Annotated in this window: 22 protein-coding genes, 1 tRNA gene, 1 other RNA gene and 2 pseudogenes; 18 read left to right on the plus strand and 8 right to left on the minus strand. The window is 71.6% G+C overall.

Annotated elements, in window-relative coordinates; all coding sequences use genetic code 11:
* Positions 1-92: 92 nt before the first annotated feature.
* From purD to ffs, 3 genes are all read right to left on the minus strand, one after another.
* The gene (gene purD, locus ABT041_RS18655; protein ID WP_351185554.1) at positions 93-1,346 is read right to left on the minus strand and encodes a phosphoribosylamine--glycine ligase; all 1,254 of its coding nucleotides are present in this window, start codon (positions 1,344-1,346) and stop codon (positions 93-95) included.
* A 61-nt stretch (positions 1,347-1,407) separates the two neighbouring features.
* On the minus strand, positions 1,408-3,504 hold the full coding sequence (locus ABT041_RS18660) for a DNA polymerase III subunit gamma and tau (protein ID WP_351185557.1): 2,097 nt from the start codon (positions 3,502-3,504) through the stop codon (positions 1,408-1,410).
* A 66-nt stretch (positions 3,505-3,570) separates the two neighbouring features.
* An RNA gene (ffs, locus tag ABT041_RS18665) (signal recognition particle sRNA small type) lies at positions 3,571-3,669 on the minus strand.
* A 118-nt stretch (positions 3,670-3,787) separates the two neighbouring features.
* Here ffs and ABT041_RS18670 point away from each other — a divergent pair.
* The 4 genes and pseudogenes from ABT041_RS18670 (at position 3,788) to ABT041_RS18685 (ending at position 7,141) form a co-directional block, all read left to right on the plus strand.
* Positions 3,788-3,872: transfer RNA gene (locus tag ABT041_RS18670), tRNA-Ser, on the plus strand.
* A 280-nt stretch (positions 3,873-4,152) separates the two neighbouring features.
* Positions 4,153-6,585, plus strand: coding sequence for a helicase-associated domain-containing protein (locus ABT041_RS18675; RefSeq protein WP_351185560.1), 2,433 nt, complete (start codon positions 4,153-4,155; stop codon positions 6,583-6,585).
* A gap of 41 nt (positions 6,586-6,626) precedes the next feature.
* Positions 6,627-6,722: pseudogene (locus tag ABT041_RS18680) on the plus strand (type II toxin-antitoxin system VapB family antitoxin); the annotation flags it as partial.
* The gene (locus ABT041_RS18685) at positions 6,719-7,141 is read left to right on the plus strand and encodes a PIN domain nuclease (RefSeq protein ID WP_351185563.1); all 423 of its coding nucleotides are present in this window, start codon (positions 6,719-6,721) and stop codon (positions 7,139-7,141) included. The pseudogene ABT041_RS18680 and the gene ABT041_RS18685, both read left to right, overlap by 4 nt.
* Before the next feature lie 242 nt (positions 7,142-7,383).
* Here ABT041_RS18685 and ABT041_RS18690 read toward each other — a convergent pair whose 3' ends face one another.
* On the minus strand, positions 7,384-8,451 hold the full coding sequence (locus ABT041_RS18690) for a GNAT family N-acetyltransferase (protein WP_351185566.1): 1,068 nt from the start codon (positions 8,449-8,451) through the stop codon (positions 7,384-7,386).
* A 30-nt stretch (positions 8,452-8,481) separates the two neighbouring features.
* On the opposite strand from ABT041_RS18690, the gene ABT041_RS18695 reads away from it, so the two are divergent.
* The 4 genes from ABT041_RS18695 to ABT041_RS18710 all read left to right on the plus strand — a co-directional run bounded on the left by ABT041_RS18695 (position 8,482) and on the right by ABT041_RS18710 (position 12,900).
* A complete protein-coding gene (locus ABT041_RS18695) occupies positions 8,482-8,949 on the plus strand; it encodes a MarR family winged helix-turn-helix transcriptional regulator (protein ID WP_351185569.1) in 468 nt (155 codons plus the stop codon).
* Positions 8,950-9,466: 517 nt separating this feature from the next.
* Entirely contained in the window at positions 9,467-9,913 is a 447-nt protein-coding gene (locus tag ABT041_RS18700) for a hypothetical protein (RefSeq protein ID WP_351185572.1), read from the plus strand.
* A gap of 57 nt (positions 9,914-9,970) precedes the next feature.
* Positions 9,971-10,645 carry an ABC transporter ATP-binding protein gene (locus tag ABT041_RS18705; protein WP_351185575.1) on the plus strand — a complete coding sequence of 225 codons (675 nt, stop codon included), beginning with the start codon at positions 9,971-9,973 and terminating at the stop codon, positions 10,643-10,645.
* 17 nt (positions 10,646-10,662) lie between these two features.
* Positions 10,663-12,900: an FtsX-like permease family protein gene (locus tag ABT041_RS18710; RefSeq protein WP_351185870.1), complete on the plus strand. Its 2,238-nt coding sequence runs from the start codon at positions 10,663-10,665 to the stop codon at positions 12,898-12,900.
* 45 nt (positions 12,901-12,945) lie between these two features.
* On the opposite strand, the gene ABT041_RS18715 is transcribed toward ABT041_RS18710, so the two are convergent.
* Positions 12,946-14,169 (minus strand): MFS transporter, encoded by a 1,224-nt coding sequence (locus ABT041_RS18715; RefSeq protein WP_351185578.1) that lies wholly within the window; start codon positions 14,167-14,169, stop codon positions 12,946-12,948.
* Between the two features lie 86 nt (positions 14,170-14,255).
* Here ABT041_RS18715 and ABT041_RS18720 point away from each other — a divergent pair, with 86 nt between their 5' ends.
* The 3 genes from ABT041_RS18720 to ABT041_RS18730 are packed head-to-tail and all read left to right on the plus strand — an operon-like array spanning position 14,256 to position 17,179.
* Positions 14,256-15,251 (plus strand): ArsR/SmtB family transcription factor, encoded by a 996-nt coding sequence (locus ABT041_RS18720; protein WP_351185581.1) that lies wholly within the window; start codon positions 14,256-14,258, stop codon positions 15,249-15,251.
* The gene (locus ABT041_RS18725) at positions 15,248-16,078 is read left to right on the plus strand and encodes an alpha/beta fold hydrolase (protein ID WP_351185584.1); all 831 of its coding nucleotides are present in this window, start codon (positions 15,248-15,250) and stop codon (positions 16,076-16,078) included. Before ABT041_RS18720 ends, ABT041_RS18725 begins: the two co-directional genes overlap by 4 nt.
* Positions 16,079-16,120: 42 nt before the next feature.
* Positions 16,121-17,179: an aldo/keto reductase gene (locus ABT041_RS18730; protein WP_351185587.1), complete on the plus strand. Its 1,059-nt coding sequence runs from the start codon at positions 16,121-16,123 to the stop codon at positions 17,177-17,179.
* Positions 17,180-17,214: 35 nt separating this feature from the next.
* On the opposite strand, the gene ABT041_RS18735 is transcribed toward ABT041_RS18730, so the two are convergent.
* Positions 17,215-18,114 carry a helix-turn-helix transcriptional regulator gene (locus tag ABT041_RS18735; RefSeq protein ID WP_351185590.1) on the minus strand — a complete coding sequence of 300 codons (900 nt, stop codon included), beginning with the start codon at positions 18,112-18,114 and terminating at the stop codon, positions 17,215-17,217.
* A 457-nt stretch (positions 18,115-18,571) separates the two neighbouring features.
* On the opposite strand from ABT041_RS18735, the gene ABT041_RS18740 reads away from it, so the two are divergent.
* Together ABT041_RS18740 and ABT041_RS18745 are read left to right on the plus strand one after the other, a co-directional pair.
* Positions 18,572-19,372 carry an alpha/beta fold hydrolase gene (locus ABT041_RS18740; protein ID WP_351185593.1) on the plus strand — a complete coding sequence of 267 codons (801 nt, stop codon included), beginning with the start codon at positions 18,572-18,574 and terminating at the stop codon, positions 19,370-19,372.
* Positions 19,373-19,388: 16 nt separating this feature from the next.
* Positions 19,389-20,564: pseudogene (locus ABT041_RS18745) on the plus strand (winged helix DNA-binding domain-containing protein).
* Here ABT041_RS18745 and ABT041_RS18750 read toward each other — a convergent pair.
* On the minus strand, positions 20,561-21,190 hold the full coding sequence (locus tag ABT041_RS18750; protein ID WP_351185596.1) for a MarC family protein: 630 nt from the start codon (positions 21,188-21,190) through the stop codon (positions 20,561-20,563). The pseudogene ABT041_RS18745 and the gene ABT041_RS18750 overlap by 4 nt on opposite strands.
* A gap of 131 nt (positions 21,191-21,321) precedes the next feature.
* On the opposite strand from ABT041_RS18750, the gene ABT041_RS18755 reads away from it, so the two are divergent.
* Positions 21,322-21,738, plus strand: a complete 417-nt coding sequence (locus ABT041_RS18755) for a YciI family protein (protein WP_351185599.1) — start codon at positions 21,322-21,324, stop codon at positions 21,736-21,738.
* A 125-nt stretch (positions 21,739-21,863) separates the two neighbouring features.
* The gene (locus ABT041_RS18760; RefSeq protein WP_030685455.1) at positions 21,864-22,151 is read left to right on the plus strand and encodes a metal-sensitive transcriptional regulator; all 288 of its coding nucleotides are present in this window, start codon (positions 21,864-21,866) and stop codon (positions 22,149-22,151) included.
* A 69-nt stretch (positions 22,152-22,220) separates the two neighbouring features.
* Here ABT041_RS18760 and wrbA read toward each other — a convergent pair whose 3' ends face one another.
* Positions 22,221-22,829 (minus strand): NAD(P)H:quinone oxidoreductase, encoded by a 609-nt coding sequence (gene wrbA / locus ABT041_RS18765; RefSeq protein ID WP_351185603.1) that lies wholly within the window; start codon positions 22,827-22,829, stop codon positions 22,221-22,223.
* Positions 22,830-22,993: 164 nt separating this feature from the next.
* Here wrbA and ABT041_RS18770 point away from each other — a divergent pair, with 164 nt between their 5' ends.
* From ABT041_RS18770 to pip, 3 genes are read left to right on the plus strand one after another with little or no spacing between them, the layout of a single operon-like run.
* Complete coding sequence (locus tag ABT041_RS18770) at positions 22,994-23,644, plus strand: TetR/AcrR family transcriptional regulator (protein WP_351185606.1); 651 nt, start codon at positions 22,994-22,996, stop codon at positions 23,642-23,644.
* A gap of 53 nt (positions 23,645-23,697) precedes the next feature.
* Positions 23,698-24,267, plus strand: coding sequence for an RBBP9/YdeN family alpha/beta hydrolase (locus ABT041_RS18775; RefSeq protein ID WP_351185609.1), 570 nt, complete (start codon positions 23,698-23,700; stop codon positions 24,265-24,267).
* Positions 24,268-24,293: 26 nt separating this feature from the next.
* Complete coding sequence (gene pip / locus ABT041_RS18780) at positions 24,294-25,229, plus strand: prolyl aminopeptidase (protein ID WP_351185612.1); 936 nt, start codon at positions 24,294-24,296, stop codon at positions 25,227-25,229.
* Positions 25,230-25,346: the final 117 nt, after the last annotated feature.

A 25,346-nucleotide genomic window follows, 5' to 3' on the forward strand; every position in this document is an offset into this window, starting at 1 on the left:
GGTGATGGCGCACTTGTGGCCGTGTGGTGCACAGGTTCCGCACCCCACGGCCACAAGTGGAATCCGGCGAATTCGGCCGGAATTCAGAAGGATCAGGCCTCGGAGGCCTTCCGCGCGATGTCCGTACGGTGCTGCGAACCGTCAAGGCGGATGCGGCCGACCGCCGCGTACGCCCGCTCGCGGGCCTGCGCCAGGTCCGAACCGGTGGCGGTGACCGAGAGGACGCGCCCGCCGGCGCTCAGGACCGCGCCGTCCTCGCCCCGCTTCGTACCGGCGTGGAGCACGTACGCGTGCGGGGCGTCCTTCTCCGCGACCTCGTCCAGGCCCTCGATCGGGTCGCCCGTGCGCGGGGTGTCCGGGTAGTTGTGCGAGGCGATGACCACGGTCACGGCGGCCTCGTCGCTCCAGCTCAGCGGGGCCTGGTCGTCCAGGGTGCCGTTGGCGGAACGCAGCAGGACGCCCGCGAGCGGGGTCTTCAGACGGGCCAGGACGACCTGGGTCTCCGGGTCGCCGAAGCGCGCGTTGAACTCGATGACCCGCACGCCACGGCTGGTGATCGCCAGACCCGCGTACAGCAGGCCGGAGAACGGGGTGCCGCGGCGGCGCAGCTCGTCGACCGTCGGCTGCAGGACGGTCTCCAGGACCTCCTCGACCAGCTTCGGGTCGGCCCAGGGCAGCGGCGAGTAGGCACCCATGCCGCCGGTGTTCGGGCCCTCGTCGCCGTCGAGCGCGCGCTTGAAGTCCTGCGCGGGCTTCAGCGGGAGGACGGTCGTGCCGTCGGTGATCGCGAAGAGGGAGACCTCGGGGCCGTCCAGGTACTCCTCGATGACCACCCGGTCGCACGCGAGCGCGTGCGCCCTGGCCTTGTCGAGGTCCTCGGTGACGACGACGCCCTTGCCGGCGGCGAGACCGTCGTCCTTCACCACGTACGGAGCGCCGAAGGCGTCGAGCGCCTCGTCGATCTCGGCCGGGGTCGTGCAGACGTAGCTGCGGGCGGTGGGGACACCGGCGCCGGCCATGACGTCCTTGGCGAACGCCTTGGAGCCCTCCAGCTGCGCCGCGGCCTGGGACGGGCCGAAGACCGGGATGCCGGCCGCGCGCACGGCGTCGGCGACGCCGGCGACGAGCGGGGCCTCCGGGCCGACGACGACGAGCTCGGCGCCCAGCTCGGTGGCGAGCGCGGCGACGGCCGCGCCGTCCAGCTGGTCGACGGGGTGCAGTTCGGCGACCTCCGCGATTCCGGCGTTGCCGGGCGCGCAGTGCAGAGCGGTGACGTCGGGATCGAGGGAGAGAGAGCGGCACAGGGCGTGTTCGCGGGCGCCGCCGCCGATGACGAGGACCTTCACGCCTGCCAGGGTAGCCCGCCGACCGGGATGCCCCTTGTGCGGGCCACCGAGCGAGACGCCCCTACTCGTTCGTGTATTCCTCCACAACGGTGGCTCCCAGCTCGCGCACGATCAGGTCGTGCCCGGAGAGCGCGGAGTCGACGAGGTCCGGGTCGTCCTCCTCCGGGACGTCGTCCTCGGGCGCCACGGGCTGCGGCGCGGGCGGCGTGTACGCGGGCGCGGGGGCGGGCGCCGGGGCCTGCTGGAAGCTCGGGGCGGGAGCGGGCTGCGCCTGCACGGGGGCGGGCGGCGCGGCCTGCTGGAAGGAGGGAGCGGGAGCGGGCGGGCGGCCGCCGCCCGACCCTCCGAAGCCGCCCCCGCCTGATCCGCCGGATCCGCCTCCGAAGCCGGTGGCGGCGGGCGGGGGCGCGGAGCCGCCCGAGGGGTCGATGATCGCCTCGATCTTCCAGTTCACGTTGAACTGCTCGGCGAGGGCCTGCTTGAGGACGTCCTCGCTGCCGCTGCTCGCGAAGTTGTCGCGGGCGCCGGCGTTGAGGAAGCCGAGCTGGAGGGTCGTGCCGTCGAACCCTGCCACCTGGGCGTTCTGGCTGAGCAGGATCCAGGTGAAGCGGCGCCGGTTCTTCACGGCGTCGAGGATCTGCGGCCACAGGTTCCGCACCTGGGCCGTGTCCCCGCCGCCGGAGGCCGGAGCGGGGGCCTGCGGCGCAGGCTGCGCCTGGACGGGCGCGGGGGCCGGGGCGGCGGGCGCCGCGGGCGCGGACGCGCCGGGCCAGGCGCCGGGCGCACCGCCACCGGGGGTGGCGGCACCGGGCCAGGCCCCGGGCCGGGGACCGGCGGGCGCGGGCTGCTCCTGTACGGGAGCGGGGGCCGGCTGCTGGACGGGTGCGGGGGCGGGCGGCGGCGGGGCCATCGGGGTGTGGGCCTCGGGCCCGGGCACGTACCCCATGGCGGCGGCCGGCGGTCCGGGCGTGAAGACGGGCGCGGCGGCGGGTGCGGCGGCGGCCCCGCGCTCCAGCCGGTCGAGCCGCGCCTGGACGGAACGCTCGTCGTCGAAGGCGGCCGGCAGCAGCACGCGCGCGCAGATCAGCTCCAGCTGGAGCCGGGGCGAGGTGGCACCGCGCATCTCGGTCAGTCCGGCGTTCACCAGATCGGCGGCGCGGCTGAGCTCGGCGGCCCCGAAGACCGACGCCTGCGCCTGCATGCGCTCGATGACGTCGACGGGGGCGTCGATGAGCCCCTTCTCGGCGGCGTCGGGCACGGCGGCGAGGATCACGAGGTCCCGCAGCCGCTCCAGGAGGTCGGCGACGAACCGACGAGGGTCGTTCCCGCCCTCGATGACCCGGTCGACGACCTCGAAGGCGGCGGCGCCGTCCCCGGCCGCGAAGGCGTCGACGACGGAGTCCAGCAGGGACCCGTCCGTATATCCGAGAAGAGAGGTCGCCATGGCATAGGTCACACCGTCGTCGGCGGCCCCGGCGAGCAGCTGGTCCATGACGGACATCGAGTCACGCACGGAACCGGCGCCTGCGCGCACGACGAGCGGCAGCACGCCGTCCTCGACGGGAATGCCCTCGCGCCCGCAGACCTCGCCGAGGTAGTCCCTGAGCGTCCCCGGCGGCACGAGCCGGAAGGGGTAGTGGTGGGTCCGGGACCGGATGGTCCCGATGACCTTCTCGGGCTCCGTGGTGGCGAAGATGAACTTGAGATGCTCCGGCGGCTCCTCGACCACCTTCAGGAGGGCGTTGAAGCCCGCCGAGGTGACCATGTGGGCCTCGTCGATGATGTAGATCTTGTACCGGCTGGATGCGGGCCCGAAGAAGGCCTTCTCCCGCAGGTCACGGGCGTCGTCCACACCACCGTGCGAGGCGGCGTCGATCTCGATGACGTCGATGGAGCCGGGCCCGTTGCGCGCGAGGTCCCGACAGGACTGGCACTCGCCGCAGGGTGTCGGGGTAGGCCCCTGCTCACAGTTCAGACACCGCGCGAGAATGCGCGCGCTGGTCGTCTTTCCGCACCCCCGCGGCCCGCTGAACAGGTACGCGTGATTGACCCGGTTGTTCCGCAGGGCCTGCTGCAACGGGTCGGTGACATGCTCCTGCCCGATGACCTCGGCGAAGGACTCGGGGCGATAGCGGCGGTACAGCGCGAGAGACGACACGTATACGAGGTTATAGGCGCCCACCGACAACCCGGGAAAACCGGTCGGCGTCCGGAGAGGGGCGGGAACGCAAGCGCCCCCCACGCACCTGCCAGAGCCGACCTACCCTTGCTGCCTTCCGGCCCTGGGGGAGTTCAGTCAGATAGCACCGCGTGAGGGGCTGCGCCCAGCGTACCCGATCCGAACCCCGCCCCGGCCATCCCCACCGACCTGCACCCTTCGACGGACCCCCGCCAGGATCGGCGTGCGCGAGCACCCTCTCCGGTCATGTAATGTTCTCCCCGGAGGATTCGCCTAGAGGCCTAGGGCGCACGCTTGGAAAGCGTGTTGGGGGCAACCCCTCACGAGTTCGAATCTCGTATCCTCCGCAGCCGCCTGAACAGGCGAAACGAAGAACCCGGACCGCTTCAGCGGCCGGGTTCTTCGGCATGTCCTGGTCTCGGTTCCAGTCTCGTTTACCTCAGGCATTCACGACATCTCGTACGGCGCGCCAGGATCGCCCACACTCCAGCCCCATCGACGGCCCGCCCTCTGCGCGTGAACTCCCCCTGAGTGGCGACGGTGGGCCCATCGAATGCGCGATTCTTGGCTCCGCTCGGGGCCGCTCCGGTCCCGAGCCGTGTTTCCCGGCCTCGCGAGGTGTTCCCCATGACGTCCCGATCCACGCTCACGGCCTGGCTGGCCGGTCTCGACGCCCCACGGCTGTCGCGCGTACTCGGGACACGGAAGGACGCCGTGGCACCACCGGAGCCATGTTCCATGGAGGAGTTGGCGGAACGTCTTCTGCGGCCAGGCTCGGTGGCGCTCGTCCTGCCGCAGCTACCGCTGCCCTGCCTCCAAGTGGCCGAGACCCTGGCCGCCTTGAAAGCATCCCTGTCGCGCAGCGCCCTGGCGAGGGCGCTGGGCGCGACGGCACCCACTGCCGCTCGGGAACTGGACGCCGCTCTGGAGGCTCTGGCCGATCACGCACTGGTCTGGCCGGACGGCGACGGGAATCTCCACATGGCCGCCCCCTTGCGGCAGGCGTGGGACGCGCCTCTCGGGCTGGACGCACCGCTGGAGGAGCTGCTGGAAGGCGTGACCTCCGAGGAGCTGCGCGGCATGCTCGTGGCACTGGGCATCAAGCCGCCCGGCACCAGGCAGCAGCGCACGGCCGCCGTCCTGGAACACCACGGCGATCCGCAGCGCGTCGCCGCGGTGATCGCGAAGGCCCCTTCGGCCGCCCGGCAGCTGCTGGAGCGACAGGCGAAGTCCGCACCGCAACACACGGAATTCGTCGTGTTCGGAGCCCCCATGGCCGATGTCCCGCCGGGTGAGCGATGGGCCCTGGACAGGGGGTTCCTGATCCGCAACCGCCACGGATACGGGCCGGCCCGCATGCCCGCCGAAGTGACACTCGCGCTGCGCGGGCCGGACTGGCGTGCACCGTTCGATCCCGTACCGCCCGTGGCGAAGCTGGTGCCCGTCCCCGCGGTGGAGGTGGACCGGGAGGCGACCGCAGCCGCCACGGCCTTCGCGACCCACGCCGTCTCGGTCCTGTCAGTCTGCTCGGCGGCTCCACCGGCCCGGCTGAAGTCCGGCGGCGTCGGCGCGCGTGAACTGGGGCGGATCGGCAAGGCCGCGCAGACCGACGACGCGGTGGTACGCATCACCCTGGAGATCGCCCACTCGGTCGGGTTGCTGGGCGCCGACGGCGACCGCATCGCACCCACCGCGGTGTACGACACCTGGGCGGCGCAGGAACCGGCAGCGCAGTTCGCCGACCTGCTTCACGCATGGTGGAACCTGCAGTTCACTCCCTCGCAGTCCCGCGACGAGGACGACAGGTCGCTTGCTGCTCTGGCCGGGGTCCCTCGCTGCAGCGCCTGCCTGCAGGCTCGGCGCGGGCTGCTCGCAGCGGCGGCGACGCTTCCCGAGGGGCAGAGTGTGCAGGTCGGCACCGATCTGGGTCCGCTCGTCGCCTGGCACCGTCCGCTCGCTCATCCGTCGTTCCACGACGAGACGCCCTTCGCCGCGACGGTCCGCGAGGCCGAACTGACGGGCGTCATCGCCCGAGGCGCTCTCTCCCGGCTCGGTGCGGCCCTGGTGACCGGTGACCGGGAGGAATTGGCCGACGCATGCCGGCGGCTGCTTCCGGAGGCCACGAGAACAGCCCGGTTCGGCGGCGACCTCACCGCCGTCGTCACCGGTACGCCCTCCGCACGCCTGGCCGAGCTCCTGGATTCGACCGCCGACCGGGAGACCAGCGGCACGGCCTCGGTATGGCGGTTCAGCGGCGACAGCGTCCGCCGCGCCCTGGACACCGGTCGCGCTCCGGACGAGATCTCGGCCGAGCTGACCGCCGTCGCCGACGGGCCCCTGCCGCAGCCCCTGTCCTATCTCGTCGCCGACGCCGCCCGCCGTCACGGCCGTATGCGCATCGCCCCCGCCGCCTGCGTCATCCACAGCGACGAACCCACGCTCCTGGCCGAGCTCGCCGCCCACCGGGCACTCGCCGCACTCGGGCTGCGGCAGCTCGCCCCGACAGTGCTCCTCAGCGGCAGCTCGCCCGACAAGACCCTCGCCGCGCTCCGGGACCAGGGCTATGCGCCCGTCGCCGAGGCCGCGGACGGGACCGTACGCATCGAGAAGGCGCCGCCTCGACGGGCCGCCGCCGTTCCGGCCCCTCGGAAGGCCACCACGAAGGCCGGCACCGGACGCTCAGCACACCAAACGGCGAAGGCGCCTGCCGCAGTCGACTCGTCCGGCCTGGCGGTCCGACTGCTGGCCACCCCGCCGACCGTTCCGGAGCCCGATCCATTGGGCACCGGGGGTCCCTTCGGCACGGACACCGAGGAGATCGTCGCCGGATACGCGAAGCAGCTGACGTACACCGACGTCCGCCAGCTGGCCCACGCCGTCGACACGGGCACGGCCATCACCGTCGAGTACGTCGCCGCCTCGGGCAGCCGCACCGTCCGTACCCTCAGCGGCCTCGACCTCGACCCGCCCTACCTCGAAGCCTGGTGCCACCTTCGGGACGCCGAGCGTGTCTTCACCCTCTCCCGCATCCACGGCGTCATGCCGCCAGGGCATGGTTAAGGCCCCGGCCTCGTCATGATCGGCGGGAGCGTCACTGCTGGCGCAGAGCACTCGCGCTCACTCGCCTGCGCGCGGCGGCAGGCGAGGGGGCCTTCGACCTTGAGCTCTTCGACGACAAGAGGAATTACCGTCGGTGAACTCGGCCCAGTTCCTCATCGACACCAGCGCCCTCGCCCGGTTCTTGCGCGGTGATGCCGAGCAGTACGGATGGGACCGGGCCGCAGCGGCAGGCCTCATCGCGACCTGCCCGATCACCGAACTCAAGTACTTCTACAGCGCCCGCACCGCCGACGACCGCGCGCAGGGAATCGAAGACCTGCGCCTCCTCTTCGGGTGGGTCCCTGTGGACGATCGGGCATACAGCCGGGCCTGGCAGGTCCAGGAAACCCTGACCAAACGAGATCAGCACCGCAGCGCCGGGGCGGTCGACCTGGTCGTAGCCGCCACCGCCGAGCTCCAGGGCCTCACTCTCCTGCACCGCGACCGCGACTTCGAGTGCATCGCCGCCATCACCGGGCAAGCCCTCCAGTGGTACGGGCCTGACGCCGGCAAGTGACCGTCACGGTCTCAGTTCCGGTCTCATTCGCCCCCGTCCGGACGGAGCCACCCGGAACGCTCCGCCGCAGGTCAGGAAACCTACGACCCCAGCCGGACCCCCGTACGAACATGTGGAAAGCGCGTTGGGGGGCAACCCCTCACGAGTTCGAATCTCGTCTCCTCCGCTTTCACGAAGGCTCGGACCGCCCAGCGGTCCGGGCCTTCGTCGTTCCACCGGGCAGGCCCTGGAAGCCGGGCCGCCTACAGCACCAGGTTCTTGATGAGGCAGGCCGTCCCGTCCGCGCTGGAGTGCGGGGCCGCTCCATACCCCTCGCTCTCGTAGAGCGCGATGTTCCGCGTGCTCCGGGCGCCGGTGGACAGCACCGCCCGAAGGCAACCCGGTTCGGCAGCGGACTCGACGGTGCGGAGCAGCCAGCGGCCCAGGCCCTGGCCGCGCAGGTCCGGGGCGACGCAGAGACGGCCCACGTGCCAGTCGGTGCCGCTGCGTCGAACCCGCGCCATGCCCAGGAGGCGGCCGTCCCGCCAGAGCCCCGTGGCGTGCCAGGTCGCGAGCCAGCCGCGGACCTGCTGCGGCGACTCGTGCAGGGCGCGCACGGCCAAGGTGTCGTTCGCGAGAGCCTCATCCACCCAGCAGCACCGCTGCAGCACGGTGACCTCGGGCGCATCATCGGGGGTCAGTCGCCGCACGTACGACCCCGACAGCGGGCCGGGCACCGTTCCGCTTTGTTCGCGCTCGCGCAGCGGACGCAGGGCATGGGCCACCCTCACCAACTCGTCCATGACGCGGTGGGCCGCACCGACGAGAGCCGGGGCGGGGCGGACGCGTCCGTTCTCCACCGCGTCGCTGAGGCGTATCGCGACCGTGGAGCCCAGCGGAACCAGGCGTAGCGTGGTCGCGACCTGCTTGGCGTGGTGCACGGCCCGGGTGCCGGCCGACGTGTTGCCGTAGCTGACGAAGCCGATCGGCTTCCAGGCCCATTCCCGGTAGAGGTAGTCCAGCGCGTTCTTCAACGTCGCCGGCATCCCGTGGTTGTACTCCGGGGTCACGACGACGAATCCGTCCGCAGCGTCCGCGATCGCGCTCCAGCGTCGTGTGTGCTCGTTCCGGTACGCGCCTGCCGCCGGATGTTCCTCTTCGTCGAGGAACGGCAGGCCGAGGTCACCGAGCGCCACGGGCACGAGCTCGACGCCGAGTTCCACGGTGCGGGGCGCGAGCGCTCCGACCAGCCACTCCCCCACCGCCGGCCCGAGGGCGCCGGGACGGTTGCTGCACACGAGCACGAGGACACGCAAGCTTGTCGTTGACATGGAAACGAAATTAGCCGGTAGATTGATTACATGTCAACGAAACCGGCGGACCAGACCGCTCACTGGCTGAGCCCGGACGAGGAGCGCGCGTGGCGCGCCTTCCGCCACATGGTGGCCGCCGTTCAGGCCGGCACGGCGCGGGACCTCGTCGAGGTCGGACTCTCCGAGCCCGACTACGAGGTACTGAGCACCCTGTCGGAGCGCCCCCGGCACACCAGCTCCCTGCGCGAGCAGGCCGCGAAGATGAACTGGTCACGCAGCCGCCTCTCCCGGCACGCCACCCGGATGGAAGAGCGCGGCCTGCTGCGGCGCGAACCGGACCCGGCCGACGGAAGGGGCTGCTTCCTCGTCCTCACCGAGCACGGCCTCGACACGCTCGCGACCGCCGCCCCGGCTCACGTCGCCTCGGTACGCCACCACTTCATCGACCGCCTCACCTCCGAGGACCTCGCCGCCCTCGAAGACATCGCCCGGAAAGTGCAGGGCCCCAGGGACTGAGTGAGCGGTTGCGGTTCGCGCAGGCGCACCGGTGATCACCCCCACGGGGGCGAGAGCCCGACGGCGCCACCCTTGCCCGATGCACCTCGCACCCGAACGGCCTCCACCGGCCAGCACCTGCTGCCGCCGTGGGGCCTGCGGCGAGGGCGGCGGGTCAGGCCGAGGAAGCGGCAGCTGACCAGGCCCTCGATGCGGCGACACAGCGGCCCCCGTCGTCCGTCAACGGCGATGCTCCTCGCGGGAGGACGGCAGGCTGCCCTCCGGTGCGGCCGCCGCGCCGTCGTGCGGTACGTCGCCACGCTCTCGAACTCGCTTACCGCTAGCGGTTGTTGCTGCAGTCTTATGCAATCCCCTCACATGCCCTGACACCACGCCCAGGCCTGAGTCGACATAGGCCGAGATGGCCCACACGACTGAACGCGGCTCCCAGAGGGCCTCGTTCACTGGATCGGGGGGTGATTGGCGGGAGGTACGTTCCTTCTGCATCCGATCTGTAGTGATGCCGATACTTTCTGTGATGACCAGTCGGCACACTCACTTCAACGAGGGGCGATCAATGAGGAAGTTGGCGGCAGTGGCGGTGGCTGCGGGGCTGTTCTTCGGAGGGATGGGGGCGGCGGCGGCCGACTCGCCGCACAAATTGGTCATGAGGACGCCTGGTGTCGGGTTTGTCGGGACCTACCAATGGCAAGCGGCAAACAAGGTACCGAGCGGACTTCACGTGAAGGGGGAGCTGCGAGACGAGAACATCAACGACGGTCACAACGTGTATCTCCGCGTCAAGGTCGAAGGCTACTCATGGGGCCAAGTAACTGGCGTCCAGAGGAAGCGCGTCAAGATCGACAAGGTGTTTTCCGACGGCGCGGTTCTCAGGACCAACATGGTGCGGATGCACGCATGCATCGACCGTGGCTCCCTGCGGCCCGACTACTGCTCGCCAGAACGGCTTTTCGAGCGACGGTAGTCAACCTTTCCGGGAGCCGCCTCCGGGCGGCTCCTTTTCTCCAGAGAGCGCACCACGATGGACATCATCCTCCGCGCCAACGGCGTGGGTTTGACCTACGGCACCGAGCAGGCCGTAAGTAACGCGGATTTCACGCTCAAGCGCGGCGAAGTGGCCGCCATCATGGGTAGCAGCGGGTCGGGAAAGTCATCGCTGTTGTACTGCCTCGCTGGAGTTCTACCTCCGACTAGCGGCACCGTAACCTTTGATGGAGTGCAGCTCTCGCACCTGCCCGACGGAGAACTCAGCGCCCTGCGCCGAACCCGACTCGGCTTCGTGTTCCAGTATGGGGAGCTGTTGCCAGAGCTGACCGTCGAAGAGAACACGGCCCTACCTCTCCGACTCGCGGGGATCAGCAAGGCGCATGCCCACGTGATGGCCGGCCAGGTGCTAAAGCGGCTGGGAATGGGCGATCTGCTACGTCGGAGGACGTCGAAGCTATCGGGCGGTCAGAGCCAACGCGTTGCGGTTGCACGCGCTCTGGTCCACCGCCCGGACGTGGTGTTCGCGGATGAACCAACAGGTGCGCTTGACAGCGTCAACGCCGCTGCAGTGCTGAGGGAGTTCTTGCAACTGGCACGGAGACAAAAGACGGCCGTCGTCATCGTCACACATGACGCCGAGGTCGCGGCGAAGGCTGATAGTCAGTACACGATGTCGGACGGTGTGCTGACCCAGCGGGTGGCAGCGTGAATACGTTCGTTCTCGGAATGCGCCTGCTGTGGGGCAGCGGGCGACGGGGACGAGTCCGCTTCCTGTTGATGGCTCTCGGCTCAGGGCTCGGAGTGGCGTGTCTCGCTGCCGTTCTCACCATCCCGTCGATCCTGAACGCGCACGATGCGCGCACAGCCGCCCGCGAGCCGCGTCCGGGCACAAGTACCGTTCTGTACCAGGAGTTTAGAGACCCGTACGGGTCACAGCCGCTACATCGCGTTTTCATCGCGCGGAAGGGCCCTGGGCACACCCCCACTCCTGTACCACCTGGTATCGAGAGGCTGCCCAGCGACGGCGAAGCAATCATTTCGCCGAAGCTCACTGAGGTTCTGGCGGCAAATCCGAGGACATCAGGGCTTGTCCCCGGCCGAGTAACCGGCACCATCGCCCCGGAAGGCTTGGGCGACAGCCAAGATCTGTACGCCTACATCGGAACCACTCCAGAGAAGCTCACCGAAGCGAAGGAACTGGGTAGCTTCGGCGCCGGTCGGTCTTGGCGTGAGATCGTCGACCCTTCGACACTCACCATCTTGCGTTTCACTCTCGTGTGCATCGTGCTGCTCCCTCTCGTGATCTTCCTCTCCGTCTGCGCACGGCTTTCCGGCGAATCGCGTGCCCGGCGGCTCGCCGCCCTCCGCCTTGTCGGACTCAGCATGAAGGACACCTTGCGGGTCAACGCCGGGGAAAGTTTCATGGCTGCCTCGGTCGGGGCTCTGCTCGGAATCACGGGGTACTTGGGCGCCAACGAGGTCATGGCACGAGTCGGGCTGCCCGGGTTGCACTGGTACCCGGCCGACGGGCGACCGGGGTTGGCGACCACTGCGGTTTGTCTACTTGGGTGCCCGGCACTCGCATGGGTGGTAGGGCAGTTCAGTGCGCGGCGGGCCGCTGTGTCCCCCATCGGTGTGCGACGAACCGGAGAGCGCAAGCCTCCGAAAGTGTTCGGGACGCTGCTTCTGATCCCCGGGATCGGGATCATTGCCGGATACTGCCTGCTCAGTGTCGTGGGGCGGGATCCGTCAGGAGGACCGGCCAGCTCCCTACTCGTGCCTGGTGCGGTTTTGTTTACGGGTGCCGGACTTGTTTTCGGGTTGGCACCCGTCACAGCGTCCCTCGCTCGACGGCTGGCCAGTGCGGCTAAGTCCTTGCCGGTTGCCTTGGCCATGCGGCGTACAGAGATTGACCCTGGTTCCTCACTGCGTGTGGTCACTGGACTGGTGCTGTTGGTATTCGGGGCCTCGCTCACGCAGGGAGTACTCATCGAACTGGACCAGGTCAGTCGGCTAACGGCTCCCGTTCAGCAGTACGACATCCGCCTGAGCGACGTGTCGCCTACACAGCGGGCAGCGCTTGCCAAAGTGCCCGGCGTGCAGACCACGGTCGTTTCGTACAGTTCCTGGGATCCGTTGGACGGGAGCGATGTGGCACGCGCCGATGTGGTGGCCGCCACCTGCACACAACTCTCCGCGTACACAAAGATGGCCGCTGGCTGCGTTGACGGCCAGATCATGCAACTGCGCGATGACCGGTCGCCGTTCGAGTACGACCCAAAGCCCGGGGAGCGCTACCCCTTCGCCCTTGCCGACGGCCGGCAGGTCCTTCTCGCCGTGCCCTCCAAGCAAATCGACGTACGCCCCTGGGACGTCCCGCTCTTCCGGTCGGGCTCCCTTCTCGTGCCCCCATCCCTCCTTCCTCCCAACCTGGCAGACGCAGAGGGCACCCTCACCCTCGTGAGCGACGCCGACCCCGACACCGTCCGCGCCGTACTCGACGGCATCGGGGCCGTTGCCCCCACCGCCTCCGTGGAGCCCGTCGGGATTGTCATCGACTCGCTGGCTCAGTTGACCGTGATTCGGAGTCTGCTCGTCGTCGGGATGGTGCTCGGGCTCGTCATCGGCGTGGCCGCCTTCGTCGTGTCCGTGGCCGATCGGGCCCTGGAGCGGCGGGGGCAGGTGACCGCGTTGGCCTTGTTGGGGGCTCGGGCCGGGACGTTGCGGGTGGTGCAGGTGGTGCAGGTGTTGTTGCCGTTGGTCGTGGGGCTGGGGGCCGCCATCGTGACCGGGTGGCTTGCCGAGTCCAGTTATCTGATCACCGGGGGCGGTGCGGTGCACTGGGACTGGGAGGGGTTGCCCCTGCTGTTCGCCTCCGCGCTGGGGGTCATGCTCGCCGCCGCGGTCGCCTCCGTGCCCATGGTGCGGCGCCATATCGATCCCGAGCACATCCGGCGGGATTGACCGGGAGGGGTCGCGGGCGGGGCCGCGACCCCTCCCCCTTGGACTTCAGGCCGCCAGGGTGTGCTCCATCCGGCGGTCCACCCGGCGCTTCAGCGTCAGTGTCGTCGCCGCCGTCGCCGTGCCCGCCGCCAGTGCCGTCCACCACAGCGTCGCCGGGCCCAGGGTCGTGTACGTCGTCACCCCCAGCGTCAGCGCCCCGAAGCGCGCCACCCCCCACGTCCAGCTGAACGCCCCCTGGTAGCGGCCACGGGCGTGCTCCGGGGCCAGGTTGGCGAAGAGGCCCGCCGCGATGCCTGCGACGACCACCTCGCCCAGCGACCAGGTCACCACCGAGAGCGTGTAGCCCATGACACTGTCCGCCAGGCCCGTCAGTGCGACGCCCAGTGCGATCAGCGCACTGCCCCCGCTCTGCACCGCCAGCTGCGGCAGGCGGGACAGCCAGGCCGTCGCGAAGGGCTGGAGCGCGACCACCATGATCGCGTTGACCGCCGCCATCGCCCCGTACACCGCCGGCGAGAGGCCGCTGTCGCGGACCGCGAGCGGCAGCGCGACCTCCGTCAGCGAGTACACGAAGAGCTGGACCCCGAAGAGCGGGAGCAGAAGCATCGCCAGACGGTCGCGGATCACCACGCCGTAGCCGATGCCGTCCTTCTGCCGGTTTTCCCGCGGCCCGCGCTTCGGTTCCTCGATGCGGACCGCCACCACCAGCGCGTACAGCAGCATCGAGCCCGCGTCCACGGCGAAGAGGAGCCAGTACCCGTGCGCCGCCAGGTAGCCGCCCAGGACTCCCGCCACCGCCGTGCCGATGTTCACGCCCCAGCCGAAGAGGGCGTAGGCGCGCCGCCGCCGTTCGCTGTCCACGGCGTCCGCCAGCAGTGCGTACGCCGCCGGCGGGACCAGGCTGCCCGCCGCGCTGATCAGCAGCGCCGCCGCCGCCATCGTCCACACCCCCGGCGCCAGGAACAGGGCCCCCTGCGCCGCCGACGCCCCGATCAGGCCGATCAGCATCGTGGGACGGCGGCCGATGCGGTCGGCGAGGATGCCGCCCACGGCCGGGCCGATCAGGTTGCCCGCGCCGAGCGCGCCGAGTACGTACGTGGACTCCCCGCCCGTCACTCCCCGCGAGGCCAGGAAGAACACCAGGAACGGCGTGACCAGGTAGCCGAGGCGATTGACGATCGTTCCCGCGAAGATCGTCCAGACCACGGAGGGGAGGCCGCGGAACGCCGAAGGGGAGGTGCGGGGTGGGGTGGTGCGGGTCGTAGGCATGGGGGGAGTTTCGTTTTGCCGCCCCGCGGCCCTCCAATGATTAAGGTCAGAGCGAATCCATTCGCCTACTCCAGGACGTCGCACGCATGGAAGCCGGGCTCAGTTTCTCCGCCGCCGACCTCGCCCAGACCCGTTTCGCCGTCTCCCCCGTGTGGGAGGTCGTCACCAGCTACCGCATCGTCGCCCACCACCGCGACTCCCCCGCCCACAGCCGCTGGGCCGCCCAGGTCCGGCCCCGCCTCGTCCGCGCCGGCCTCGATCGCGGCTGGCTCGCCGCCCTCATCCCCGCCCGCGGCTACCTCGCCGACTTCCTCAACCCCACCCCCGACGGGCCCTTCCCCACCCTCGACGCCGAGCTCGAAGCCATGCGCCGCTCCCGCCCCGCCGACGTCGTCGACGACGTCGACACCCTGGAGAGGAAAGGGGTCGGCGCATCACGGCTCCGGCTGCTCCGCGAGGACCCCGCGGCCGTCCTCCCCAAGGTCACCGACGAGATCGAGACCTACTGGGAGCTCGCCCTCGCCCCCTACTGGGCCCGCATCCAGAAGGTCCTGGAAGCCGATGTCTTCCACCGTGCCCGGCAGGTCGCCGAGCACGGTTCCGCGCGGGTCCTGAGCGAACTCCACGAGACCGTGCGGTGGGACGACGGCACCCTGCGGCTCGTACGGCGCCACTGCTCGCTCACCCGCGACCAGGCCGGCTCCGGGCTGCTGCTCATCCCCTCCGTCTTCGCCTGGCCCCAGGTCCTCACCCGTTCCGTACATCCCGACCCCCCTCAACTCGCCTATCCCGCACGGGGCTTCGGGAGCGTCTGGGAGCCTCGTACCACCGACGCCACCGACGCCGTCGCCGCCGTCCTCGGCCGCTCCCGCACCCTCCTCCTCACCGAACTCGACACCCCCGCCTCCACCACCCAGCTCGCCACCCACTGCGGCATGTCCGCCGCCGGCGTCTCCCAGCACCTCATCGCCCTCCGGAACGCCGGCCTCGTCACCGCCCACCGCAGCGGCCGCTCCGTCCTCTACGCCCGCACCGCCGTCGCCGACCAGCTCCTCCACCCGCCGGGGATCATTGCCGGATGAGCTCTTCTTCCTGGACCGAGCGTGTTCTCGTACGTGACGGCGTACGGCTGTCCTGCCGCGACTGGGGCGGGAGCGGCGGGTCCGGCGCCGACACCCTCCTCCTGCACGGGCTCGCCGGGCACGCCGGCGAGTGGGACGCCCTCGCCCCGCTGCTCCGCGACGCCGGCCACCGGGTCGTCGCCCTCGACCAGCGCGGGCACGGGAGCAGCGAGCGGCTCCCGGCGGACGTCTCCCGTGCCGCGTACGTCGCCGACGTCCTCGCCGTCGTCGAGGAACTCGGGCTCGTACGGCCCCTGTTGATCGGCCAGTCCCTCGGCGGACACACCGCGCTCCTCACCGCCGCCGCCCAGCCCGGTCTGCCGCGCGCGCTCGTCCTCGTCGAGGCCGGGCCCGGCGAGCCCGAGCCCGGGCTGCCGGAGCAGATCGGGGGCTGGCTGCGGGCCTGGCCGGTGCCGTTCCCCTCGCGGGAGGCGGCCGTCGCGTACCTCGGGGACGGCAAGCGGGCCGTCGGGGAGGGGTGGGCCGACGGGCTCGAGGAGCGCGACGGCGGCCTCTGGCCGCGCTTCGACCCCGACGTGATGGAGCGGTCCCTCGACGAGAACGCGCGGAGGGACTTCCGGGAGGAGTGGGCGGCCGTCCGCTGCCCCGGTCTTGCCGTGCTCGGGGAGGGCGGAATCATCGGGCGCGAGCAGTACGCGGAGATGGCCCGGCTCCAGCCCGGGCTGCGGGGCGTCAGCCTGCCCGGCGCCGGTCACGACGTGCATCTCGAGCGGCCCGAGCTGCTGGGGCGTCTGATTCTTGATTTCGTACGGGAGAAAGGGGTCTGAAGCCCTTGCCCTGGAGTGCACTTCACTCCCTAGAGTGCGCGCATGCGCTATCGGGTACTCGGCGGGACCGGGATCGACGTCAGCACCTACTGCCTCGGCACCATGATGTTCGGGGCGGTCGGAAATCCGGACCACCAGGAGTCCGTACGGATCATCCATGCCGCCCTCGACCAGGGCATCAACTTCGTCGACACCGCCGACATGTACTCGGCCGGCGAGTCCGAGGAGATCGTCGGCAAGGCGCTGCGCGACCCCCGGCGCCGTGAGGCGACCGTCCTCGCCACCAAGGTGTACTTCCCGATGGGCGGCGAAGGCCCCAACAAGGGCGGCTCCTCCCGGCGTTGGATCACGCTCGCCGTCGAGAACAGCCTCAAGCGGCTCGGTACGGAGTGGATCGACCTCTATCAGGTGCACCGGCCCGACCACCGGACCGACATCGAGGAGACCCTCGACGTCCTCGGCGATCTCGTCGGCCAGGGGAAGATCCGGGCCTTCGGCTGCTCCACCTTCCCCGCCGAGGAGATCGTCGAGGCCCACGCCGTCGCCGAGCGGCGCGGGCTGCGCCGGTTCCGGTCCGAGCAGCCGCCGTACTCGCTGCTCGCGCGGGGCGTGGAGGCGTCCGTACTGCCCACCGCCCAGAAGTACGGCATGGGCGTACTGACCTGGAGCCCGCTCGCCTCCGGCTTCCTCACCGGCAAGTACCGCAAGGACCAGCCGATCGACCTCACCAGCGGGCGGGCCGCGCTCACCCCGCACCGCTTCGACCCCTCCCTGCCCGTGAACGCCGCCAAGCTCGACGCGGTCGAGGCCCTCATCGAGGTCGCCGACTCCATCGGGTGCTCCCTGCCCGAGCTGGCCATCGCCTTCGCCGCCGCGCACCCGGCCGTGACCTCCGTGATCCTCGGCCCGCGGACGATGGAGCAGCTGGAGGGGCTCCTGAAGGGCTCGACCGTCGTCCTCACCGACGAGACCCTCGACCGGATCGACGCGATCGTGCCGCCCGGGACGAACCTGTACCAGCCGGACGGCGCCTGGCGGCCGCCCTATCTGACGGACCCGGCGCTGCGGCGGCGGCCGTTGGGGGAGCGGGCGGCGGGGTGAGCTGCGTGGCCGGGTGAGCCACGTGGCCGGCGGAACTAGGAGCTCGGCGTGAACTGTTCCGTGCCCACCACCCTGAGCAGCGCCAGGCGCTCCCCCGCGTCCGTGCCGGGCGGCGGGGTGTAGAGGACGAGGCGCTGTTCGCCCTCCGGGGCGAGCAGCACCTGGCAGTCCAGGTCGACCGCGCCGATCAACGGGTGCGCGACGCGCATCCGGCTGTGCCGGCGTACCGCCACCTCGTGCCGTTCCCACAGCTCCGTGAACTCCTCGCTCGCCCCGCGCAGCCGCTCCACGAGCCGGGTCGCGGCCGGGTCGCCGGAGCGGCGGCCGACGGCCGCGCGCAGGTCGGCGACGTGGAGGCGGCTGTAGTACGCGTGCTCCTCGGGCGGGTACGCCGTACGGGCCTCCGGGTCGGCGAACCAGCGCCACGCCACGTTCCGTCCGTGCTCCGACACCGTGCACACCCCGCCGAGCAGGGACTGGGCCATCGCGTTCTGGGCGAGGACGTCCCCGAGGTCGCTCAGGACCTGTGCCGGGGTCGTCTCCAGCTGGTCGAGCAGGTGCAGCAGGCCCGGTGCGACGTGGTCGCCGGCCGTGGCGATGGGGGTCCCTCCCTGCTCGAGCGAAGCCGAGAGCTTGGGGGAGGGCGGGCGGTGGCCGGCGAGGAGGTGGAGGTGGTCGCGCTCGTCGGTGTCGAGGCGCAGCGCGCGGGCCAGCGCGGCGAGCATCTGGGGCGAGGGCTGGGGGCCGCGGGCCTGCTCCAGGCGGATGTAGTAGTCGGCGGACATGCCCGCGAGCTGGGCGACCTCCTCGCGGCGCAGTCCGGGCGTGCGGCGCCGGGGTCCGGCCGGGAGGCCGGCGTCCTGGGGGCGCACCCGCTCGCGGGAACGGCGCAGGAAGTCGGCGAGTTCACGGCGGTCGATCGTCATGCGGATCATGGTGCCGCGTGCGGACGTCGGTATCCAGGGACTGGGGCTCCCCGGCTCGCCCGGCTCGCCCGGACCGTACGGCGGGACCCGGCGACCGGGGCCCGGGGTCCCCCGGACGCTACGGCGGGACCCGGCGACCAGGGCCCGGGGACGCCCGGACCGTACGGCGGGACCCGGCGACCAGGGCCCGGGGACGCCCGGACCGTACGGCGGGACCCGGCGACCAGGGCCCGGGGTCCCCCGGGCCGTACCGCGGGGCCGTATCCAGGGACTCCCGGTCCCAGGGTCGGGAAGGCTCTCCCGTCCGCTCTCGGTGGTCGGCAGAGTCCTCGGTGTCAGGCAGCGACCGCCTCCGCCGGGGGTGGTCGGGGCGAGCACCGGGTCCACCCACCACTTCACCGGGTTCACGACCCCACTCCACCGGGAGCGGGGTCCACCGGACCCCACTCCACCGGGAGCACACATCATGGCCACCGTCACCGTCGGCACCGCACGCGTCCACTACGACATCCAGGGTTCGGGCTCCGGGCCCGCCCTTCTCCTCGTGCACGGCACCGGTTCCGGCGGTGCCGTCATCAACTGGGGCCAGACCGCGCCCCGTTTCACCGCCGACCGCCGGGTGATCACCCTGGATCTGTCCGGCGCCGACCGGACCGTCGACGACGGCGGCCCGCTGACCGTCGAGACGCTCGCCGGGCAGATCATCGCGGTGATCGAGGACGCGGGCACCGGCCCGGTCGATCTGCTCGGCTTCTCGATGGGCGCCCCGCTGTCCGCGGCCGTCGCCGCGCTCCGCCCGGACCTGGTCGAGCGGCTGGTGCTCGTGGCGGGGTGGGCGTACACCGACGGCGACGAGTACCTGCGGAACCTGTTCACGCTGTGGCAGCGGCTCGGCGAGTTCGACCCGGCGGGCTTCGGGCGGAGCGTGACGATGACCGGGTTCAGCCGCGGCTTCCTGAACGCGATCGGCCGCGAGGGCGTCGAGGCCCTCATCCCGAACATGCCGCCGACGCCGGGCACCCTGCGGCACGTGGCGCTCGACCTGGGGGTCGACATCCGTGGGCTGCTGCCCCGGATCACCGCGGAGACGCTGGTCATCGGCGGTGCGCAGGACGCGACCGTGCCCGTGCAGAACAGCCGGGAGCTGGCCGCGGGGATCGCCCGGAGCACGTACGCGGAGATCGACGCCGGGCACGTCATGTTCTTCGAGAAGGAGGACGAGTTCGTGAAGGCGGTGACGGAGTTCCTCCGCTCGCCCGCCTCCTGAAGCCATCCTTGACCGCATGACGGAGACGAGAACGATCGACGCGGCCGAGCGGCGGGCCCGGCTCGGGGTACGGCACCGGCTGGCCGGGGCCGCGCGGGCGAAGTCGGCGGCGGAGGTCGGGGGCGCGCTGGTGGCGCTGCACGCGACGGATCCGGCGAGCGTGTTCCTCGCGGTGGCGGCGCGGCTGGCGGAGGGCGTCGAGCCGGTGGGGGCGGTGGAGCGGGCGCTGTACGAGGACGGTGACCTGGTCCGTATGCACGGGATGCGGCACACGGTCTTCGTCTTCCCGGCCTCCCTCGCGGCCGCCGTCCAGTCCTCGACGACCGAGCCGGCCGCGGTCCGCGAACGGACCACGCTCCTCAAGCACTTGGCGGCCGGCAGCGACTTCGACGGGGAGTGGCTGGCCGAGACCGAGCGCCTGGTCCTCGCGGAGCTGGGGGCGCGGGGCGAGGCGACGGGGGCCGAACTCGGCGAGGCCGTACCGAGGTTGAGGTCGACGTTCGTGTACGGGCCGGGGACCCGCCAGGAAGGGGTGCAGTCCGTGGCGAGCCGGGTGCTGCGGGTGCTGGGCATGGAGGGCCGGATCGTACGGGGCCGGCCGCAGGGTTCGTGGACGTCGAGCCGCTTCCGGTGGGCGCCGGCAGAGGCCCGTCCCGTACGGGATCCGGCGGAGGCGCGGGCCGAGCTGCTGGGGCACTGGCTCGGGGCGTGCGGGCCGGCGACCGAAGCGGACCTGACGTGGTGGACGGGGTGGAGGGTCACGGACGTGCGCAAGGCGCTCGCGGCGGTGGGGGCGGTGCGGGTGGCGGTGGCCGAGGGGACGGGTTTCGTCCTGCCGGACGACCTCGGTCCCGTACCGTAGCCGGAGCCGTGGGCGGCGCTGCTGCCGGCGCTCGATCCGACGGCGATGGGGTGGCGGGGGCGTGACTGGTACCTGGACCCGGAGCACCGGGCGGCGCTGTACGACCGCAGCGGGAACGTCGGGCCCACCGTGTGGTGGAACGGCCGGGTCGTCGGCGGCTGGGCGCAGCGCCCGGACGGCTCCGTGGCCCGCCGGCTCCTCGCCGACGTGGGCGCGGAGGGGGAGCGGGCGATCGGGGCGGAGGCGGAGCGGCTCGCGGGGTGGCTGGGGGACGCACGGGTGACGCCCCGCTTCCGGACGCCGCTGGAAAAGGAGCTGGGCGGCGCCTAGTGGCGTGCCGCCAGGCCCGAGACGCCGAGGTCGTAGAGGCCGTCGAGGATCAGGTCGACGCCGACGGCGGCGAGCAGCAGGCCGAGGAGCCGGCCGAGGAGCTCGATCGTGGCGTGGTGGGTGCGGCGCAGGATCCGGGCGAGGAGCAGGACGCAGACGAGGTCGAGGGCGATGACCGACACGTACGCGCCGACGACCGTGGAGCGCCAGGTGAAGGAGTCGCGGGCGGCGGCCTCGATGAGGACGGCGGTCATGGCGAGCGGGCTCACGACGTACGGCATGAGCAGCTCGCGCACCCCGCTGACCAGGTCGGGGGAGTCCTGGTGGGCGCTGTCGGAGCCGAGGTGGAGGCCGAGGACGAGGCCGACGGCGTAGATGAAGAAGATGACGCCGCCGGCGAGCTGGAGGGCGGGCGTGCTGATGTGGAAGAGGTCGAGCAGCCAGGGCGCGGTGGTGCCGGTGAGGAGCCCGACGAGGACGGCCGCGCCCGAGGCGATGAGCGCGATGAGCCGCAGCTGGCGGACGTCGTGGACCTGGGCGAGGCCGGCGAAGGCGAGGAGGACCTTGGGGGGTCCGACGACGGAGAAGAAGGCGATGAAGGCGGCGGAGAAGGTGAGTGCGTTCACACCGGAATCATGGGGCGGTCGCGTGATTTCTTCCGTTTTCGCGGTTTCCGTCCGCGCGGTGTCGAGAACGGCGGCCCGGCTCCGACTCTGCTGCGAGAGGCAGTACTCGCAGAGGTGATGAGGAGGACGTCATGAAGTACCTGGTGATGGTCCAGGGAGCGCAGGCCGACTACGAGGCGATGCTGGGCCGCGGCTCCGCGCAGTACCCCGCCTGGGACAAGACGCAGCTCAAGGCCATGTTCGAGCACATGAACAAGGTCACCGAGGAGGTGTCCGCGCGCGGCGAGCTGGTCGACGCCCAGGGCCTGGCCGCCCCGTCCACGACCCGCTTCGTCACGGTGGACGCCCAGGGCGAGCCGGTCGTCACGGACGGCCCGTACGCCGAGACCAAGGAGGTCCTGGCCGGTTACTGGGTCCTGGACTGCGACTCCCTGGACCGCGTGACGGAGGTCGCCGCCCACGTCGCCCGCTGCCCGGTCCCACCCGGCTCCCCCGACTACCCGGTGGTCATCCGCCCGATCGACGAAACGGGCCCGAGCCAGGACTGAGCCCGGACCGGCCGCCGTCCCGGCGTCGCGACCCCGCGCAGGGCGGAGGTGTCATCCTTGGACTTCGACGGAACCCCGGGCCGGGGAGTAAAATTACCCCCTGGGGTATCTGTGGAGGAGTGGCAGTGGAACTCGATCTCGCGGGCGCCGAGCTCAAGGCGGTCCTGAACCGGCTGCGTCGGGCGCAGGGGCAGATCTCCGGTGTCATCCGGATGATCGAGGAGGGGCGTGACTGCGAAGAGGTGGTCACCCAGCTCGCCGCCGCCTCCCGGGCCCTCGACCGGGCCGGGTTCGCGATCATCGCGACCGGGCTGCAGCAGTGCCTGACCGACATCGAGGGCGGCCGCAAGAACGGCGAGGATCCCGAGGCGATGCGGGCGCGGCTGGAGAAGCTCTTCCTCTCGCTCGCGTAGGAGCGGATACACGTGGATACGGAAGTACCCCCGGGGCGTCCGCCCCGGGGGTACTTCGCCATCCGGACGTCAGTCGTCCGCCAGGCCCTTCAGGCGCTTCGCGATGCGGGTCAGGCGGGTGCCCTGGTAGCGGGCCGCCTGGAGGACCTCCTCGCCCGGGGTGCCGTTGGCGCCCGGGTGGGCGGTGCCGTACGGGTTGCCGCCGGCCGCGTAGACCGCCGGGTCCGTGAAGCCGGGGGAGACGATGACCGAGCCCCAGTGGTGGAAGGTGTTGTAGAGCGCGAGCAGCGTCGACTCGTTGCCGCCGTGGACGTTGTGCGCGCTGGTGAAGGCGGTCGCGGGCTTGTCGGCCATGACGCCGCGCTGCCAGAGCCCGCCCGTCGTGTCGACGTACTGCTTCAGCTGCGCGGCCACGTTGCCGAAGCGGGTGGGCGAGCCGAGGGCGTACGCGTCCGCCCACTCCAGGTCGTCGAGCGTGGCGATCTCCACGTCACCGGTGGCGTCGACGTGCGCGCGCCAGGCCGGGTTCGCGTCGATGGCGGCGTCGGGGGCGAGCTCGGGCACCCGGCGCAGGCGGACCTCGGCGCCGGCCTTCTCGGCACCCTCGGCGACGGCCTGGGCGAGCTGGTGCACGGATCCCGTGGCCGAGTAGTAGATGACGGCGACCTTGACAGACATGGTGGACTCTCCTCAGCCGGATTCGAGCAGGTGAAACGGATTTCTCTCCGGTTCCTCGCCACCAGGCTAAGCGGATTGTTATCCGTTTCGCAAGGGGAACAGGTATGCTCGCATGAGAAAAGCGACCGACGGGGGAACGGGGCTCAGCGAACAGGAGTCGGCAGATGAGCACGGAGAACCCCCATTCCGGAGCCAGGTCCGGAGACAGGGCGGCAGCGCCGGCACTCAGCCTGCTCCCCACCGTCGACGCCCCCGCTCCCGAGCGCGCCGACGCGGCCCGCAACCGGCGCCGCATCCTCGACGCGGCCGCCCGGATCGTCGCCGAGGAAGGCCCCGACGCCGTCACCATGAACCAGGTCGCCCACGCCAGCGGCATAGGCGTCGGCACCGTCTACCGCCGCTTCGGCGACGTCTCCCAGCTCCTGTGGGCGCTCCTCGACGAGCGCGAGCGCCTCTTCCAGGAGGCGTACATGAGCGGCCCTCCCCCGCTGGGCCCCGGCGCCCCCGCCGCCGAACGGCTCGACGCCTTCCTCGACGCACTCGTCGACCGGGTCGCCGCACAGCGCGCCCTGCTGCTCGCGGCGCACTCCGCCGCGCCCCGCGCCCGCTACCACAGCGGCGCCTACCGGGTGATGCACACGCACGTGGCCCTGCTCATCGGACAGCTCAGACCCGGCAGCGACAGCACGCTCCTCGCGCACCTGGCGCTCGCCCCGTTCTCGCCCGACGTCATGCACCACCTGACGGTCGAGCAGGAGCTCTCGGCCGACCGCCTCAAGGCCGGGGTGCGGGAGCTGCTGACCCTGCGGAGCTAGCCACTCTGTGGACGGTGGTGGACCGGCGACGTCCGCCGTCGCAAGATCACGCCATGACCACGTACTTGATCCTGCACGGCTTCCAGAACCGCCGCCCGCCCGCCCACTGGCAGCACTGGCTCGCCGGGGAGCTGCGCGAGCGCGGCCACGAGGTCCGCTACCCCCAGCTCCCCGCACCGGACGCGCCCGACCTCGACGCCTGGCTCGACGCCCTGGAGGAGCACGGTCAGCGCCCGGCCGAGGGCGAGTTCGTGGTCCTCGCGCACAGCCTCTCCGTGCTGCTGTGGCTGCGCGCCGGCGAGCGGCGCCCGGACGCCGACCGGGTCCTCCTGGTCGCCCCGCCGTCCCCGCAGGTCACCGCCTCGATCCCGGAGATCGCCGCCTTCGCCGACGGCCTCGACCTGACGGAGGCGGGACTCAAGGCGCGGCTCGTGTACGGGGACGGGGACCCGTACTGCCCCGAGGGCGCCGACCTGCACTACGGCATCCCGCTCGGCCTCGACCTGGACCTCGTACCGGACGGCGAGCACCTCAACCCCGATACGGGGTACGGGGAGTGGCCCTCGCTCCTGGAGTGGTGCGAGGACCCGTCCGTGCGGGTGCGGAAAAACGCGGGCCGTTAGCGCGGGTGCCCGGTAGCGTCGGCCGGATGCACCCCGAGACCGCACCGTACGACCAGGGCCTGCTCGACGTGGGCGACGGCAACCGCGTCCACTGGGAGGTCTCCGGGAACCCGGACGGCAAGCCCGCGCTCGTCGTGCACGGCGGGCCGGGCTCCGGCTCCTCGCCGCGCAGCCGGCGCTGGTTCGACCCCGAGGCGTACCGGATCGTCCTCTTCGACCAGCGGGGCTGCGGGCGTTCCACCCCGCACGCGAGCGACCCGGCCGCCGACATGTCCGTGAACACCACCGCGCACCTGGTGGCCGACATGGAGCGGCTGCGCGAGCACCTCGGGATCGACAAGTGGCTGCTGTACGGCGGGTCCTGGGGCTCCACGCTGATCCTGGCGTACGCGGAGGCGTACCCCGAGCGCGTGTCGGAGATCGTGATCGTGGCCGTCACCACCACCCGCCGCTCCGAGACCGCCTGGCTGTACGAGGGCGTCGGCCGCTTCTTCCCCGAGGCCCACGAGCGCTTCCGCGCCGGGGCGGACCACGCGGCCGACCTGGTCGGGGAGTACGCCGCCCGGATGAGCCACCCCGACCGGGCCGTACGGGAGAAGGCCGCCGCCGACTGGTGCGCCTGGGAGGACGCCGTCCTGTCGATGGAGGGCATGGGCACCCCGTACACCGACCGGGTCGACGACACCCGGCTCGGCTTCGTCCGGATCTGCTCGCACTACTTCGCGCACGGCGCCTTCCTTGAGGAGGGCGCGCTGATCCGCGACGCGCACCGGCTCGCCGGGATCCCCGGGGTCCTGATCCACGGCCGGCTCGACATGGGCGGACCGCTCACCACCGCTTGGGAGCTGAGCCGCGCCTGGCCGGACGCCGAGCTGCACGTGGTGGAGAAGGCGGGGCACCTGGGCGGCGAGGAGACCGGGCAGCTGATCCTGGGGGCCTTGGACCGGTTCGCGAAGGCCTGAGCCATGAGGCCTGAGCCAGGGACCGGTTCGCCGGAGGCCTGACGCATGGACCGGTTCGCCGGAGACCTGAGCCAGGGACCGGTTCGCCGGAGGCCTGACCCCGGCGCCGCACCCCAC

The organism is Streptomyces sp. NPDC002825, assembly GCF_040295385.1.
Lineage (GTDB): Bacteria > Actinomycetota > Actinomycetes > Streptomycetales > Streptomycetaceae > Streptomyces.

Coding starts and splice junctions, on each gene's coding strand:
- ABT041_RS18675 (WP_351185560.1), top strand. CDS start 4,153: ATGACGTCCCGATCCACGCTCACGGCCTGGCTGGCCGGTCTCGACGCC.
- ABT041_RS18690 (WP_351185566.1), bottom strand. CDS start 8,451: ATGTCAACGACAAGCTTGCGTGTCCTCGTGCTCGTGTGCAGCAACCGT.
- ABT041_RS18695 (WP_351185569.1), top strand. CDS start 8,482: ATGTCAACGAAACCGGCGGACCAGACCGCTCACTGGCTGAGCCCGGAC.
- ABT041_RS18700 (WP_351185572.1), top strand. CDS start 9,467: ATGACCAGTCGGCACACTCACTTCAACGAGGGGCGATCAATGAGGAAG.
- ABT041_RS18705 (WP_351185575.1), top strand. CDS start 9,971: ATGGACATCATCCTCCGCGCCAACGGCGTGGGTTTGACCTACGGCACC.
- ABT041_RS18710 (WP_351185870.1), top strand. CDS start 10,663: ATGCGCCTGCTGTGGGGCAGCGGGCGACGGGGACGAGTCCGCTTCCTG.
- ABT041_RS18715 (WP_351185578.1), bottom strand. CDS start 14,169: ATGCCTACGACCCGCACCACCCCACCCCGCACCTCCCCTTCGGCGTTC.
- ABT041_RS18720 (WP_351185581.1), top strand. CDS start 14,256: ATGGAAGCCGGGCTCAGTTTCTCCGCCGCCGACCTCGCCCAGACCCGT.
- ABT041_RS18725 (WP_351185584.1), top strand. CDS start 15,248: ATGAGCTCTTCTTCCTGGACCGAGCGTGTTCTCGTACGTGACGGCGTA.
- ABT041_RS18730 (WP_351185587.1), top strand. CDS start 16,121: ATGCGCTATCGGGTACTCGGCGGGACCGGGATCGACGTCAGCACCTAC.
- ABT041_RS18735 (WP_351185590.1), bottom strand. CDS start 18,114: ATGATCCGCATGACGATCGACCGCCGTGAACTCGCCGACTTCCTGCGC.
- ABT041_RS18740 (WP_351185593.1), top strand. CDS start 18,572: ATGGCCACCGTCACCGTCGGCACCGCACGCGTCCACTACGACATCCAG.
- ABT041_RS18755 (WP_351185599.1), top strand. CDS start 21,322: ATGAAGTACCTGGTGATGGTCCAGGGAGCGCAGGCCGACTACGAGGCG.
- wrbA (WP_351185603.1), bottom strand. CDS start 22,829: ATGTCTGTCAAGGTCGCCGTCATCTACTACTCGGCCACGGGATCCGTG.
- ABT041_RS18770 (WP_351185606.1), top strand. CDS start 22,994: ATGAGCACGGAGAACCCCCATTCCGGAGCCAGGTCCGGAGACAGGGCG.
- ABT041_RS18775 (WP_351185609.1), top strand. CDS start 23,698: ATGACCACGTACTTGATCCTGCACGGCTTCCAGAACCGCCGCCCGCCC.
- pip (WP_351185612.1), top strand. CDS start 24,294: ATGCACCCCGAGACCGCACCGTACGACCAGGGCCTGCTCGACGTGGGC.